The organism is Streptomyces sp. NPDC047886, from assembly GCF_043204435.1.
GTDB lineage: Bacteria > Actinomycetota > Actinomycetes > Streptomycetales > Streptomycetaceae > Streptomyces.
Map to the genome: position 1 here is coordinate 198,874 of NZ_JBIDCF010000009.1, position 14,123 is coordinate 212,996.

Below are 14,123 nucleotides of genomic sequence, written 5' to 3' on the forward strand. Positions count from 1 at the left end.
CGACCGCCCCCCCCCCCCCCCCCCGCGCCCCCCCCCCCCCCCCCCGGCGCCCCCCCCCCCCGCGGGCCCCCCCCGCCCCGCCCCCCGCCCCCCCCCCCCCCCCCCCCCCCCGGCGCGTCCCGCCGCCTCGTCGCCCTGTCCGTAGCCCCGCCCGGTCGCCGCGTCCCGTCGCCCCCGCGCGTCAGCCGCCGGCACCCGCGCACCCCCGGTCGGGCGAACCGCGCGCCGTGCGGCAACCGTCCCCGCCGCGCGGCGTGTCATGCCCGGCATGACGTCCCGTGAACAACCCGCCGCCGCACCCGTCCCCGTGCCCGAACTGGTGGGCGCCCTCGGACCCCTGCTGGCCGCCGAGTCCGACGCGGAGGCCGCCGCTGCGGGCATCGAGTCCCGCGACCTGCAACAGGCCGTCTGGCTCCGTCTCCTGGAGCGCCTTGACGGGCCGGGCGTACCCGACGCCCCCGCCGACTGGCTGCGCCGCGCCGTCCGCGCCGAGGCGCGCAGGGCCCGCCGTACCGCCGTACGGGAACGCCCGTACCACGACGAGCCCACGCCCGACGAGCCCGCGACCGACGCCGCGCCCGAACCCGCCGCCCTGGTCGCCGAACGACGCCGTGCGCTGCGCGCGGCCGTACGCCGGTCACCCGCGCGATGCCGCCGGTTGCTGACTGCGATGCTGTCGTCCAACGACCCCACGTACCGCGAAATCGCAGGGAAGTTGGGTATCTCACAAGGAAGTTTGGGGCCAATGCGTTCCCGCTGCCTGGGATGCCTGCGCAGAATGCTCATGGCAGAGGTTGCCGCTCCTGAACATCGGGGAAAGGTGCGGTAGACCGACAGGGCGTATCAGGTGAGCCGGAGGCATGCACACATGGGCATGAGCGTGACCATCTCAGCGGCAAGCGCGCAGGATGCCGAGCACATCCTCAAACTGCAGTACCTCTGCTATCAGAGTGAGGCGGAGCTGTACGGCGACTGGACGATCGAGCCCCTCACCCAGTCCCTGGACGACCTCAAGGCCGAACTCGGCCGGGGCCACGGGCTCGTCGCCCGGCTCGGCGGTGAGGTCGTCGCCTCCGTACGCGGAGAGGTCGACGCCACCGGTACGGCGAGAATCGCCAAGCTCATCGTGCACCCCCGGATGCGCAGGCACGGCCTGGGCGGGCGTCTCCTCGACGCCATCGAGGCCCACTTCGCGGGCGAGGCGGCCGCGGCCAAGCGGTTCCAGCTCTTCACCGGCCACCGCAGCGAGGGCAACCTGCGGCTGTACCGCGAGAAGGGCTACGAGGCGGTCGCCCAGCAGGAGGTCGGTCCGCGCCTCACGGTGGTCACCCTGGAGAAGGCCGCCTGACCGGCCGGTCCCGGGGCCGGTCTCAGCCGGCCGCTTCCCCGGCCGCCCGGCGCGAGCGGCGCAGCCACAGGATCCCGGTCACCGGCAGCAGGACCGGGATGAAGACATAGCCGTAGCCGAACTCCGACCAGACCGTGGTGTCGGGGAACGCCGACGGGTCCAGCACCGTCCACGTCCCCACGGTCAGCACGCCCACCAGCTCGGCGGCGCAGCACACCAGCGCCGCCCTGCGGGCGGTCTCACCGCCGCGCACCAGTGTGTAGGTGATGAAGACATAGACGACGGCCGCCGCCGCCGACAGCGTGTAGGCGAGCGGCGCCCGGTCGAACTCGGTGGCGATCTGGTACGCCGACCGCGAGACCGCGCCGACCGACATCACCCCGTACAGCCACACCAGCAGGATGCCGGGCCCCTTGACGAGCCGGCTGCCCGGCCCCCGGCCCTCCAGCTTTCGGTCCTCCGGCCTCCGGTTCCCCGGCTCCGGCTCTCCCGGCTTCCGGTTGCCCGGTTCCTGTCCGGCGACGGTCCCGGTCATCTCAGCCCTTCCACCAGATGTCGTACAGCCGCACCTCGAGCACCGCCAGCACCACCGCGCCGGCCGCGACCGTCGCCGACCCCCACCGGCTGCGCTCCACCAGCGACAGGAAACCCGCCGCCGGGACGGCGAAGAACGCGCCCAGCAGATACGCGACGAAGATCGTCGTACCCTCCTCGGCCTTCTCGCCGCCTACGAGCTGCACGATCCCGACCACCAGCTGCACCAGTGCCAGTGCCGACACCACCGCCATACCGATGAAGTGCCAGTCCTTGGTCGGCTGGTCGCGGTACGCGGCGAAGCCGCACCAGGCGGCGAGGGCGAGCGCGGCCGCGGAGACCGCGACCGTCAGGGCGTCAAGCATGGGCCCGAGACTATTACGGGCCAAACGGACCCGTGCGGGCGCCCCCGCGCGCCGGCGGACGCCCTGCCCGCGACGGCAGTGGTCTTGACCACAGAAGTGCCCTTCGCGTGCCGCCCACCGCACCGGCCCCGACTCCGTCACCGAGGTTGTCCACGCAGGTCAGCCGCCGGACGCCGGTGTCGTCGGGAGCTTTCCCGCACCCCCTGACCGTCCATATGGCGCGACACCGATGTCCGATATACGGACAGCCGCGATCGGCGTGCGAGGCCGTCTGCTTTACTGGCCACCATGACCACGACGAGCAGCCGCACCCTTGCGACCGAGGCGATGAAGACGCCCGGTGCTCGTTGTATGTGTCGAATGTGCGCCTTCTGAGGGCCCCTGAACGAGCCTCGCGCCCCGAAGCGAGACCCCCGACGGCAGAGTCGGCCCCGTCGTGACGCACCTGGCGTCGGACGTGTCGGACCGAGCCCTGCCCCGCGCACGCGCCTCCTCCCGGCCACCCGCCGAACAGCCGTGCCGCGCGTCGGAACGACGAACGCCCCGTGCCCGGCGGACACCGCGCCGCGCACTCGACAGTGACGGAAACCCCTGTGATCACCACCTCGGGCCTGACCAAGGTCTACGAGTCGCGCGGCCGCCAGGTCACCGCCCTGGACGGCGTCGACCTGCACGTCCGCGAAGGCGAGGTCTTCGGCGTCATCGGACAGAGCGGCGCGGGCAAGTCCTCGCTCATCCGCTGCGTCAACCTCCTGGAGCGCCCCACGTCCGGCACCGTGACGGTCGACGGCACCGACCTCACCGCCCTCGCCGGACGCGGCCGCCGGGCGGGCAAGGACCTGCGCCGGGCGCGCAGCAGCATCGGCATGGTCTTCCAGCACTTCAACCTGCTGTCCTCGCGCACCGTCCAGGCCAACATCGAACTGCCCCTGGAGATCCTCGGCGTCTCCGGCGCCCAGCGCGCCCGCCGCGCACGCGAACTCCTCGACCTCGTCGGCCTCGCCGACAAGGCCGGGGCCTACCCGGGCCAGCTCTCCGGCGGCCAGAAGCAGCGTGTCGGCATCGCCCGCGCCCTCGCGGGCAACCCCAAGGTGCTGCTCTCCGACGAGGCCACCAGCGCCCTGGACCCGGAGACCACCCGCTCCATCCTGCAGCTCCTGCGGGACCTCAACCGGCAGCTCGGCCTGACCGTCCTCCTCATCACCCACGAGATGGACGTCGTGAAGACCATCTGCGACTCCGCCGCCCTCATGAAGAAGGGCCGCGTCGTGGAGTCCGGCACCGTCGCCGAACTCCTCGCCACGCCCGGCTCCGAACTGGCCGGCGAACTCTTCCCGGTCGGCGGCCACGCCACCGGCCCGGACAGCACCGTCATCGACGTCACCTTCCACGGCGAGGCCGCCACCCAGCCGGTGATCTCGCAGCTCTCCCGTACGTACAACATCGACATCTCGATCCTCGGCGCCGCCATGGACACCGTCGGCGGCCGGCAGATCGGCCGGATGCGCATCGAACTCCCCGGCCGCTACGAGGAGAACGTCGTCCCCGTCGGCTTCCTGCGCGAACAGGGCCTCCAGGTCGACGTCGTGGAGCCGCGCGCCGCGGCCACCGGGATCGTGACCGCCGCCCTGGCCGAGGAAGGTGCCAAGTGACCTGGTCCGAGATGCAGCCCCTGCTCAGCCAGGGCACCATCGACACCCTCTACATGGTCCTGTGGGCCACCGTCGTCTCCGTACTCGGCGGACTGCCGCTCGGCATCCTCCTCGTCCTCACCGACAAGGGCGGCCTGCTGCGGAACGCGGTGGTCAACAAGGTCGTCGGCGCGATCGTCAACATCGGCCGCTCACTGCCGTTCATCATCCTCCTCATCGCGCTCATCCCGTTCACGACGCTCGTCGTCGGCACGTTCATCGGCCCCACCGCGATGATCGTCCCGCTCGCCGTCGGCGCCATCCCGTTCTTCGCCCGCCTGGTCGAGACCGCGATCCGCGAGGTCGACCACGGACTGGTCGAGGCGGTCCAGTCGATGGGCGGGTCCATCCCGACCATCGTCCGCAAGGTGCTGCTGCCGCAGGCCCTGCCCTCGCTCGTCTCCGCCGTCACCACCACCGTGATCGTCCTCATCGGCTACTCGGCGATGGCCGGCGCGGTCGGCGGCGAAGGGCTCGGCTCCAAGGCCATCACCTACGGCTACCAGCGCTTCGACACCACCTTCATGCTGGTCACGGTCGTGATCCTGATCGCCGTCGTCACGGTCGTCCAGCTCGTCGGTGACGGCATCGTCCGGCTCCTCGCCCGCCGAGGCCGCACCACCTCCTGACCTGGCGCGGCACCGCCCGCGTCGAAGAAGCCCGCACTCCTTGTCCGGGCGTCACCCGCACCACCAGAAAGAGGCACTTTTCGTGCGTAAGAACATCAAGATCACCACGGCGTTCGCCGCCATCACCGCCGCCACCCTCGGCCTCACCGCCTGCGGCACCGCGTCCGACCCGGCCTCCGCCAAGGGCGGCTCCGGCACCGACGCGTCGAAGCCCCTCGTCGTCGCCGCGTCCCCCACGCCGCACGCCGACATCCTGACCTTCGTCAAGGACAACCTCGCCGACAAGGCCGGTCTGAAGCTGGAGGTGAAGGAGTTCACGGACTACGTCCTGCCGAACACCGCCACGCAGCAGGGCCAGGTCGACGCCAACTACTTCCAGCACAAGCCGTACCTGGACGACTTCAACAAGAAGAACGGCACCACCATCGTCCCGGTCGCCGATGTGCACCTGGAGCCCCTCGGCCTCTACTCCAAGAAGCTGAAGTCCCTGACCGACCTCAAGGCCGGACAGACCGTCGCCGTGCCCAACGACACCACCAACGAGGGCCGCGCGCTCAAGCTCCTCGCCGACAACGGTCTGATCACCCTCAAGGCGGGCGTCGGCGCCGAAGCCACGCTGTCCGACATCGCGGACAAGAAGGGCCTGGAGTTCAAGGAGCTGGAGGCCGCCACCGTGCCCCGCGCCCTGAACGACGTCGACGCCGCCGTCATCAACGGCAACTACGCCATCGAGGCCAAGCTCACCCCGGCCGACGACGCCCTGGCGCTGGAGAAGGCCGAAGGCAACCCGTACGCCAACTTCCTCGCCGTCAAGAAGGGCGACGAGAACGACGCCCGGGTGCGGAAGCTCGCCGAGCTGCTGCGCTCGCCCGAGGTGAAGAAGTACATCGACGACACCTACAACGGCTCGGTCGTCGCCGCGTCCGGCGCGACGAAGTGACCCACGCCCCCGCGCGGTAGCCCACGCCCCCGCGAGGCGACGCACGCGCCCAACAGGCCCCGCGCACCCGCCCGGTGCGCGGGGCCGCCACCGTGCCGGAGGACCCCGCGCACGGGACGACCCGGCCATGCGCACCGCCGGGTCGATGCTGCATGCTGTGCGTTCACGGCCTTAGCCACAGTCCTCGGACTTCGGCCTCGGAATTCGGCCTTCGGACTTCGGACTTCGGCCTCGGACTTCGGCATGGAGCGGCACATGACTTCCACCTTTCCGGATATCTCCATCAGCACGGAACGGTTGGTGCTGCGCCCCTACGAAGAGGCCGACATCCCGGCGCACACCGAGATGATGAACGACGAGCTGATCGTCGCCTGGGCCACCGCCCCCCACCCGTACACCACCGCCGACTCCGAGGAATGGGTCCGCAGGATCGCTCCTGCGGAACGCGCCACGGGCCGAGGCGTCGCCCTCGCCGTCACCGAGTTCCTCACCCAGCGCCTCGTCGGCACCGTGCACCTCCGCAACACCAACTGGCGCACCCGCGCCACCGAGGCCGCGTACGTCACCGCCCCCTGGGCTCGCGGAGAGGGCTACGCCACCGAATCCCTCCTCGCCGTCGCCCAATGGCTCTTCCACGACCAGCGGTTCGAACGGCTCGAACTGCGGACCGCCGCCGGCAACACCGCCTCGCAGCAGGTCGCCCAGAAGATCGGCTGCATCAGCGAAGGCGTCCTGCGCAACGCCTGGATAGCGCGGACCCAGACGGAGGACGGCGGCTGGACCGACATCAGAACCGACCTGATCGTCTGGAGCCTGCTCCCCGAGGACCTCGAAGGCTCCCGCGACCAGCTCGCCGACGCCGGATACTCCTCCTACACCGACTGGCACTGACCACCGCCCCCGCCGCGCGGCGTCACCAGCGCGCCGACCCCGGGATGCGAGTACGCTCGGCCCTGCCCCGACCTGCACCGATACTCAGGAGAGAGACGAAGATGGCCGACCGGGTCACGGTGATCGGCTGGGACGGCTCACCCCTGACCGCGGCCGCGACGTCCGCCCTGTCGGCGGCCACCCTGGTGGCCGGGGCCGCCCACCACCTGGCGCTGCCCGAAGTCCCCGCCGACGCCGAACGCATCCGCCTCGGCAGCGTCGACCTCGCCGCCCGCCGCATCGCCGGCCACCGCGGCACCGCGGTCGTCCTCGCCGACGGCGATCCCGGCTTCTTCGGAGTCGTCCGCACCCTGCGCGCACCCCAGCACGGTCTGGAGGTCGAGGTCGTCCCCGCCGTCTCCTCCGTCGCCGCCGCCTTCGCCCGCGCCGGAATGCCCTGGGACGACGCCAGGATCGTCGTCGCCCACGGCCGTACGCTGCGCCGCGCCGTCAACGTCTGCCGGGCGCACCCCAAGGTCGCCGTGCTCACCTCGCCGGGCGCGGGCCCGGCCGAACTGGCCCTGCTGCTCGACGGCGTGCACCGCACCTTCGTCATCTGCGAGGCCCTGGGCACCGCACGCGAACAGGTCACGGTCCTCACGTCCGACAAGGCCGCCGACCACGCCTGGCGCGACCCCAACGTCGTCATCGTCATCGGCGGAACCGCCACCGTCCAGGGCGGCGGCTGGCTCATGGGCCCGGAGCCCGGCCCCGTACGCGGCTGGGGACTCGCCCCCGACGCGTACGGCGTCGACCAGGACCCGCCGCCCACCCCCGGGGAGGCCGCCGGACTGCGCGCCGCCCAGCTCGCCCGGCTCGGGCCGCGCGTCGGCGACCTCGTCTGGGACATCGGCTGCGGCTCCGGCCTGTTCGCCGTGGAGGCCGCCCGGTTCGGGGCGGCCGTGATCGCCGTGGACGCCGACCCGGGCGCCTGCGCCCGCACCGAGGCCACCGCCCGGCAGGCGGGCGTACAGCTCCAGGCGGTTCCCGGACGGGCGCCCTACGCGCTGGAGCGGCTGCCGGAACCCGATGTCGTACGGATCGGGGGCGGGGGAGCGGCCGTCGCCGCCGCCTGCGCGGACCGCCGCCCCGAACGCATCGTCGCGCACGCCGCCACCCGGGACGAGGCCGAGGCGATCGGCGCGGCCCTCGGCGACGGCGGCTACGAGGTCGAATGCGCACTCCTCCAGTCGGTCGACCTGGACCCGGGAGCCTGGTCGGAACGCGACCGGTCGGTCGTCTTCCTGCTGGCCGGACGCCGGTTCACCACCGCCCCGTGATCCTGCCGCTACGCAGGGCCGGGTAGGCTGACCGACCGTTGTACCGCAGTCCGGCGTTCCGCGAGCCTCCCCGGTCACCGCAGGGAGGTGCCCCGGCCGACATCCGGAAACGGCCCTCTCCTGAGGGTTCGCTGTGGTACGGCGCTACCGGGGGGTTGCGCGACGTGGCGCAGTCCACAGCCGACCGTGGCGGATCTCGCTGCCAGGGACGCCGAACGCCGCGAGAATGCTGGGTGTCCGCGTGCCGTTCGTGCCGCGCGGCGCGCACGCTCGTTCTTCATGGCGGGCGAAGGTCTGAAGGAGCACAACCGATGGGCGAGGGGTACGCATGACTGACACCGGCCAGGTCCCGGGCGAGGGACAGCCGGAGGCCGCAGGCATGGTGGAGCAGCCGGGCATGCCCGCTCCGGGTGCGTACGCCTTCCTGGACCCCTCCGAGAACACCGCCGAGGACGACGACCTGCTGCTGATGCCGGGCACCCAGGGTGCCTGGACCGAGCCGCACACGGGTGCCGTCCCGGTGAGCCCCGCCCCTCCGGCACCCGCGGCCGCTCCCGCCGCTCCGACAGCACCGGCCGCGCAGGTCCCCGCGCCGGAGCCCGCAGCCGTGGCCGGGCAGGCCGCGCAGCCGGTGGTGCCCGCCCAGGGAGTGCCGGTGGCGGCGCCCGCGCCGGTCGCCGAGCAGCCGCAGCCCGGTTACGAACCGGTCGCGCAGGAGCAGCCCGCGCCCGAGCAGTTCGCGCCCGAGCAGTTCGCGCCCGCCTACGAAGCCGGTGTGCACGAGACGGGCGCCCACGAGGCCGGTGGCCGTGACTCCGGCTCCGTCGACCTCGGGGCCGTACGGATCCCGCCTCCCGCGCAGACCGCCCAGACCCCGCCCTCGTCCCGGCGCCCGCTGCACATGGGCCCGCCGATGCCCGACGCGACCGGCGGCGTGGTGCGCTCGCTCGCCGACCGCGGCCCCGCCGGCGCGCCCGCGCCCGCCCCCGTGCGGCAGCCGGCCCCGGCGCAGGCCGGGCCCGAGTACCTGGACGCCCCGCGTGAGGAGCCCGCGCCCGTACTGCCGGGTCCGCAGCTCGCCGAGATCCCGCCGCAGGGAGCGCAGCCGTGGTCGGCGCAGCCCCCGGCGTACTCGCAGCCCATGGAGCAGCCTATGCAGCAGCTCATGCAGCAGTCACACGAGGCACACCAGCCCCAGGATCATCAGGGCCAGCCACCGGCCTCAGCAGAAACGGTCGTTCCGCCTACCGCGATCCCCGCGCCGACGGCTCCCGCTCCGGCGCAGGCGCAGGCGCAGGCGCCCGCGCCCGCCGCGCACTTCGTGCCGGTTGAGGGCTCCGTCCCGACGACCCCGCACCTCGCGCCCACGCCGGTCGCCGTGCCCGTGGCACCGGAGCAGACCGCCGCCGAGCCGACGGCACCCGAGCCGACGGCACCCGAACAGGCCGGAACGGCGGGGCCCGAAGCCCCGGTCGCCGCCGAGCCCGAGCCGGTCGCCGCCGCCCCGGAGCCCTCACCGGAGGCCATGGCCCCGGTGGCCCCGGTGGCCCCGGAACCCGCGCCGGAGCCCGAGGCCGCCCCCGTGCCGGAACCGGCCCCCGCGCCGGAGGCCGCGCCCGTGGCACAGAACGAGCCCGCCGCCGAGCCGGTCGCCGAGCCCGAGCCCGTAGCGGACCAGGCCCCGGAGACGGCCCCCGTACCGGAAGTGGCCCCTGTACCGGAAACGGCCCCCGTACCGGAAGCGGTCCCGGCCCCCGAGGCGGCCGTGACGGTCCCGGCTCCCCGTGACGGCGCTGCGGACCCGGCCCAGCCGGTCGACCCGGCCGCGCCGGAAGCCGCCCGCTCGGCGCCCGAGCCGGAGGAGCAGGCCCAGGAGGCCGAGACGGCTCAGGTGATCGAGACCCCGGAGATCGTCGAGCCGGCGCCTGAGGCGCAGACGCAGGCCGCGCAGGCGACGGAGGACCCCATCACCGAAGCACCCGCCGAGGCGACGCCTCAAGCACCCGCCGAGGCGACGACCGAAGCACCCGCCGAGGCGACGGCCCCCGCGTCCGGCGAGGCGACGGCCCCCGCGTCCGGCGAGGACGCCGCCGCCCCCGCCCCCGCCGAGGACGCCGCCACCGACTCGGCCGGCCCCGCCGACGCCTCGGCCGAGGCCCCGGTGGAGACGGACGCGGGGGCGCCGTCGGCCCCGGCCCCCGGCTACGCCGACGCCGAGCGTGAAGCGGTCCTGCGGGTCATGCGCGAGCGCCGCGACATCCGCAACGGCTTCCGCGGCGACCCCATCCCGCACGAGGTGCTCCTGCGCGTCCTCGAAGCCGCCCACACGGCACCCAGCGTCGGCCACTCGCAGCCCTGGGACTTCGTGGTCATCCGGTCGGCCGAGACCCGCCGCACGATGCACGAGCTCGCCCAGCGCCAGCGCGAGGCGTACGCCAAGTCGCTGCCCAAGGGCCGGGCGAAGCAGTTCAAGGAACTGAAGATCGAGGCCATCCTCGACACGCCCGTGAACATCGTCGTCACCGCCGACCCCACCCGGGGCGGCCGCCACACCCTGGGCCGTCACACCCAGCCCCAGATGGCGCCGTACTCCTCCGCGCTCGCGGTCGAGAACCTGTGGCTCGCCGCCCGCGCCGAGGGCCTCGGCGTCGGCTGGGTCAGCTTCTTCGACGAGCGCGAGATGGTCCGTGCCCTGGGCCTGCCCGAGCACCTCGAAGTGGTCGCGTACCTCTGTGTCGGCTACGTCGACGAATTTCCGGAGGAGCCCGAGCTGATGCAGGCGGGCTGGTCGAAGCGCCGCCCGCTCGCCTGGGTCGTCCACGAGGAGACGTACGGCCGCCGTGCCCTGCCCGGCGAGGATCCGCACGACCTGCTCCAGGAGACCGTCGCCAACATCCGCCCGCTGGACGCCAAGGCGCTCGGCGAGGCGTGGGAGCGGCAGAAGCGCATGACCAAGCCGGCCGGTGCGCTCGGCATGCTGGAGATCATCTCCGCGCAGCTCAGCGGGCTCTCCCGGATGTGCCCCCCGCCCATCCCGGAACCGGCAGCCGTGGCGATCTTCGCGGGCGACCACGGGGTCCACGCCCAGGGCGTCACCGCCTGGCCGCAGGAGGTGACGGCCCAGATGGTGGCCAACTTCCTCGGCGGCGGCGCGGTGTGCAACGCGTTCGCCAACCAGGTCGGCGCGGAGGTCTGCGTCATCGACGTGGGCGTCGCCGGCGACCTGCCCGCCACCCCGGGCCTGCTGCCGCGCAAGGTGCGTCCCGGAACGTCCGACTTCACCACCGGACCGGCCCTCACCCGTGAGGAGGTCCACTCGGCCGTCGAGGTCGGTATCGAGACGGCCAGGGACCTGGTGTCGGCGGGCAACAAGGCGCTGCTCACCGGTGAGATGGGCATCGCCAACACCACCGCTTCGGCCGCGCTGATCTCGGTGTACACGGGCGTCGACCCCGCCGAGGTGACCGGTCGCGGCACGGGCATCAACGACGAGATGCACGCCCGCAAGGTCGACGTCGTGCGCCGCGCACTGGAACTGCACCAGCCCGACCCGGCGGACCCGATCGGTGTCCTGGCGGCGATCGGCGGTCTGGAGCACGCGGCGATGGTCGGCTTCATCCTCGGCGGCGCTTCCCTGCGCACACCGGTGATCCTCGACGGCGTCAGCGCGGGAGCCGCCGCGCTCGTGGCCCGGGCCGTCGCACCGGAGGCCCTCGCGGCCTGCGTCGCCGGACACCGCAGCGCCGAGCCCGGCCATGTCGCGGCCCTCAACAAGCTGGGACTGCGCCCGCTCGTGGACCTCGACCTCCGTCTCGGCGAGGGGACCGGCGCGCTGCTGGCCCTGCCGCTGGTGCAGAGCGCGGCGCGGGCGATGCACGAGGTGGCGACGTTCGACTCGGCGGGCGTCACGGAGAAGTGACGTACGGCGCCCCCGCACCGCCAGATGCGGTGTGGGGGCGCCGCCGCCCATCTCCACCGCCCCACCACCCCACGCCAGGCACCCTCTCGCCCCACCGCCGGGCGCCCACCCACCACCTCCCCGTCCCGCCCGCAGTGACGATGGCAACGCGCGCGAGCACTGAGCGGCGGCCCGTGGGCGCCGTATGGTGGTCGTCAACGCCCCACCCCCCGCCTCACCAGCCGCTTCACCGCCGCAGTGGCCCCGCACACCGCACCACCCGCCGAGGAGACCACACCGCCATGGTCGAGTACGCCGAGCAGCCCGCCTACCCCGTCGGACTTCGCCTCTCCGGGCGCCGTGTCGTCGTGATCGGCGGCGGACAGGTGGCCCAGCGGCGCCTGCCCGCGCTGATCGCCGCGGGCGCCGACATCACCCTCGTCTCACCGTCCGCGACGCCGTCCGTCGAAGCGATGGCCGAGGCGGGGGAGATCCGCTGGGTCCGCCGCCGGTACGAGGAGGGCGACATCGCCGACGCCTGGTACGCGCTGATCGCCACGGCCGACAGGGAGGCGAACGAGCGGGCATCGGCGGAGGCGGAGCGGACGAAGACATGGTGCGTACGGTCGGACGACGCCGAGGCGGCCACGGCGTGGACCCCCGCCACCGGTCGCAGCGAGGGCGTGACGGTCGCGGTGCTCACCGGCCATGACCCGCGCCGTTCGGCGGCCGTGCGGGACGCGATCGTGGAGGGCCTGCGCAACGGCTCGCTGGCGGCGCCCAGGCATCGCGCCCGCGCCCCCTTCGTCGCCCTCGTCGGCGGCGGCCCGGGGGACCCGGACCTGATCACCGTGCGCGGCCGTCGGCTGCTGGCGGAGGCGGACGTGGTCATCGCCGACCGCCTCGGCCCGCGCGACCTGCTGGACGAACTGCCGCCGCACGTGGAGGTCATCGACGCGGCGAAGATCCCGTACGGCCGTTTCATGGCCCAGGAGGCGATCAACAACGCGCTGATCGAGCACGCCAAGCGGGGCAGGTCCGTGGTCCGCCTCAAGGGCGGTGACCCGTTCGTGTTCGGCCGGGGCATGGAGGAGGCGCAGGCGCTCGCCGAGGCCGGCATCCCGTGCACGGTGGTCCCCGGCATCTCCAGCTCGATCTCCGTGCCGGGCGCGGCCGGCATCCCCGTCACACACCGGGGCGTGGCCCACGAGTTCACGGTGGTCAGCGGCCATGTCGCGCCGGACGACCCGCGGTCGCTGGTGGACTGGGCGTCGCTGGCGAAACTCCGCGGCACGCTGGTGATCCTCATGGGCGTCGACAAGATCGGTGCGATCGCCGCAGCCCTCGTGGCCCACGGCAAGCCCGCGGACACGCCGCTGGCGGTGGTGCAGGAGGGGACGACGTCGTCCCAGCGGCGGGTGGACGCGACCCTCGCGACGGTCGCCGAGCGCGTCACGGCGGAGGACATACGGCCGCCCGCGGTCATCGTCATCGGCGATGTCGTCACCGAGGGCCCGACCGCGAAGACCGCCGGGCGATCACCGGTGTAACCGGAAGTAACCCCGTTCGTTCAGGCCGTTGGCACCGCACCACCGACAAGGCAGTATCACCCCCGTGGCAGAACTCATCACCGTCGACGACCCCGACGACCCGCGCCTGCGCGACTACACGGGCCTGACCGACGTCGAGCTGAGGCGCCGGCGCGAGCCGGCGGAGGGCCTGTTCATCGCCGAGGGCGAGAAGGTGATCCGCCGCGCGAAGCAGGCCGGATACGAGATGCGGTCGATGCTGCTCTCCGCCAAGTGGGTCGACGTGATGCGGGACGTCATCGACGAGGTGCCCGCTCCGGTGTACGCGGTGAACCCGGACCTCGCCGAGCGGGTGACCGGCTACCACGTGCACCGGGGCGCGCTCGCCTCGATGCAGCGCAAACCGCTGCCGCGCGCCGCCGACCTGCTGCGCACGGCCCGCCGGGTGGTCGTCATGGAGTCGGTGAACGACCACACCAACATCGGAGCCATATTCCGCAGCGCCGCCGCACTCGGCATGGACGCGGTGCTGCTGTCACCGGACTGCGCCGACCCGCTCTACCGGCGCTCGGTGAAGGTGTCGATGGGCGCCGTGTTCTCGGTCCCGTACGCGCGGCTGGACACCTGGCCCAAGGGCCTGGAGGCGGTGCGCGAGGCGGGCTTCACGCTGCTGGCGCTGACGCCCGACGAGAAGGCCACGTCGATCGACGAGGCGGCCCCGCACCGGCTGGAGCGGGTGGCGCTGATGCTGGGCGCCGAGGGCGAGGGCCTGTCGGCGCAGGCCCTGCGGGCGGCCGACGAGTGGGTGCGGATCCCGATGGCGCACGGCGTGGACTCGCTCAACGTGGGCGCCGCGGCCGCGGTCGCGTTCTACGCGGTCGCCACGGGACGCCCGGCGAGCTGACGCACCGGCCCGACAGGGCCACCCGGCACCGCGCGACCCCGTGGGGGGCGTCACGGGCCCGGGGACATCCGCCGG

The 14,123-nt window shown here is 73.5% G+C and carries 12 protein-coding genes; 10 read left to right on the top strand and 2 right to left on the bottom strand.

What is annotated here, in order from left to right; all coding sequences use genetic code 11:
• Positions 1-268 precede the first annotated feature (268 nt).
• Together ACGF5U_RS26440 and ACGF5U_RS26445 are read left to right on the top strand one after the other, a co-directional pair.
• Positions 269-829, top strand: coding sequence for a sigma-70 family RNA polymerase sigma factor (locus ACGF5U_RS26440; RefSeq protein WP_392718447.1), 561 nt, complete (start codon positions 269-271; stop codon positions 827-829).
• A gap of 39 nt (positions 830-868) precedes the next feature.
• Positions 869-1,348: a GNAT family N-acetyltransferase gene (locus ACGF5U_RS26445; protein ID WP_392718445.1), complete on the top strand. Its 480-nt coding sequence runs from the start codon at positions 869-871 to the stop codon at positions 1,346-1,348.
• Between the two features lie 22 nt (positions 1,349-1,370).
• Here ACGF5U_RS26445 and ACGF5U_RS26450 read toward each other — a convergent pair whose 3' ends face one another.
• Positions 1,371-1,724 (bottom strand): hypothetical protein, encoded by a 354-nt coding sequence (locus ACGF5U_RS26450; protein ID WP_392718449.1) that lies wholly within the window; start codon positions 1,722-1,724, stop codon positions 1,371-1,373.
• A gap of 160 nt (positions 1,725-1,884) precedes the next feature.
• On the bottom strand, positions 1,885-2,247 hold the full coding sequence (locus tag ACGF5U_RS26455; RefSeq protein WP_392718443.1) for a hypothetical protein: 363 nt from the start codon (positions 2,245-2,247) through the stop codon (positions 1,885-1,887).
• A 593-nt stretch (positions 2,248-2,840) separates the two neighbouring features.
• Between ACGF5U_RS26455 and ACGF5U_RS26460 the strand changes: the two genes are divergently transcribed.
• The 8 genes from ACGF5U_RS26460 (at position 2,841) to ACGF5U_RS26495 (ending at position 14,048) form a co-directional block, all read left to right on the top strand.
• A complete protein-coding gene (locus tag ACGF5U_RS26460) occupies positions 2,841-3,899 on the top strand; it encodes a methionine ABC transporter ATP-binding protein (RefSeq protein ID WP_392718441.1) in 1,059 nt (352 codons plus the stop codon).
• Positions 3,896-4,567, top strand: a complete 672-nt coding sequence (locus ACGF5U_RS26465) for a methionine ABC transporter permease (protein WP_392718439.1) — start codon at positions 3,896-3,898, stop codon at positions 4,565-4,567. The genes ACGF5U_RS26460 and ACGF5U_RS26465 overlap by 4 nt, the downstream gene beginning before the upstream one ends.
• An 82-nt stretch (positions 4,568-4,649) precedes the next feature.
• Entirely contained in the window at positions 4,650-5,507 is an 858-nt protein-coding gene (locus ACGF5U_RS26470; RefSeq protein ID WP_392718437.1) for a MetQ/NlpA family ABC transporter substrate-binding protein, read from the top strand.
• Positions 5,508-5,750: 243 nt separating this feature from the next.
• Entirely contained in the window at positions 5,751-6,398 is a 648-nt protein-coding gene (locus tag ACGF5U_RS26475) for a GNAT family N-acetyltransferase (RefSeq protein ID WP_392718435.1), read from the top strand.
• A 101-nt stretch (positions 6,399-6,499) separates the two neighbouring features.
• Positions 6,500-7,717, top strand: a complete 1,218-nt coding sequence (gene cbiE, locus ACGF5U_RS26480; RefSeq protein ID WP_392718433.1) for a precorrin-6y C5,15-methyltransferase (decarboxylating) subunit CbiE — start codon at positions 6,500-6,502, stop codon at positions 7,715-7,717.
• A 328-nt stretch (positions 7,718-8,045) separates the two neighbouring features.
• Positions 8,046-11,636 (top strand): nicotinate-nucleotide--dimethylbenzimidazole phosphoribosyltransferase, encoded by a 3,591-nt coding sequence (cobT, locus tag ACGF5U_RS26485; protein ID WP_392718431.1) that lies wholly within the window; start codon positions 8,046-8,048, stop codon positions 11,634-11,636.
• A 281-nt stretch (positions 11,637-11,917) separates the two neighbouring features.
• Entirely contained in the window at positions 11,918-13,165 is a 1,248-nt protein-coding gene (gene cobA / locus ACGF5U_RS26490; RefSeq protein ID WP_392718429.1) for a uroporphyrinogen-III C-methyltransferase, read from the top strand.
• 64 nt (positions 13,166-13,229) lie between these two features.
• Positions 13,230-14,048, top strand: a complete 819-nt coding sequence (locus ACGF5U_RS26495) for a TrmH family RNA methyltransferase (RefSeq protein WP_392718427.1) — start codon at positions 13,230-13,232, stop codon at positions 14,046-14,048.
• The last annotated feature ends 75 nt before the right edge of the window (positions 14,049-14,123 follow it).

Coding starts and splice junctions, on each gene's coding strand:
- cobA (WP_392718429.1), top strand. CDS start 11,918: ATGGTCGAGTACGCCGAGCAGCCCGCCTACCCCGTCGGACTTCGCCTC.
- cobT (WP_392718431.1), top strand. CDS start 8,046: ATGACTGACACCGGCCAGGTCCCGGGCGAGGGACAGCCGGAGGCCGCA.
- ACGF5U_RS26455 (WP_392718443.1), bottom strand. CDS start 2,247: ATGCTTGACGCCCTGACGGTCGCGGTCTCCGCGGCCGCGCTCGCCCTC.
- ACGF5U_RS26445 (WP_392718445.1), top strand. CDS start 869: ATGGGCATGAGCGTGACCATCTCAGCGGCAAGCGCGCAGGATGCCGAG.
- ACGF5U_RS26475 (WP_392718435.1), top strand. CDS start 5,751: ATGGAGCGGCACATGACTTCCACCTTTCCGGATATCTCCATCAGCACG.
- cbiE (WP_392718433.1), top strand. CDS start 6,500: ATGGCCGACCGGGTCACGGTGATCGGCTGGGACGGCTCACCCCTGACC.
- ACGF5U_RS26450 (WP_392718449.1), bottom strand. CDS start 1,724: ATGTCGGTCGGCGCGGTCTCGCGGTCGGCGTACCAGATCGCCACCGAG.
- ACGF5U_RS26440 (WP_392718447.1), top strand. CDS start 269: ATGACGTCCCGTGAACAACCCGCCGCCGCACCCGTCCCCGTGCCCGAA.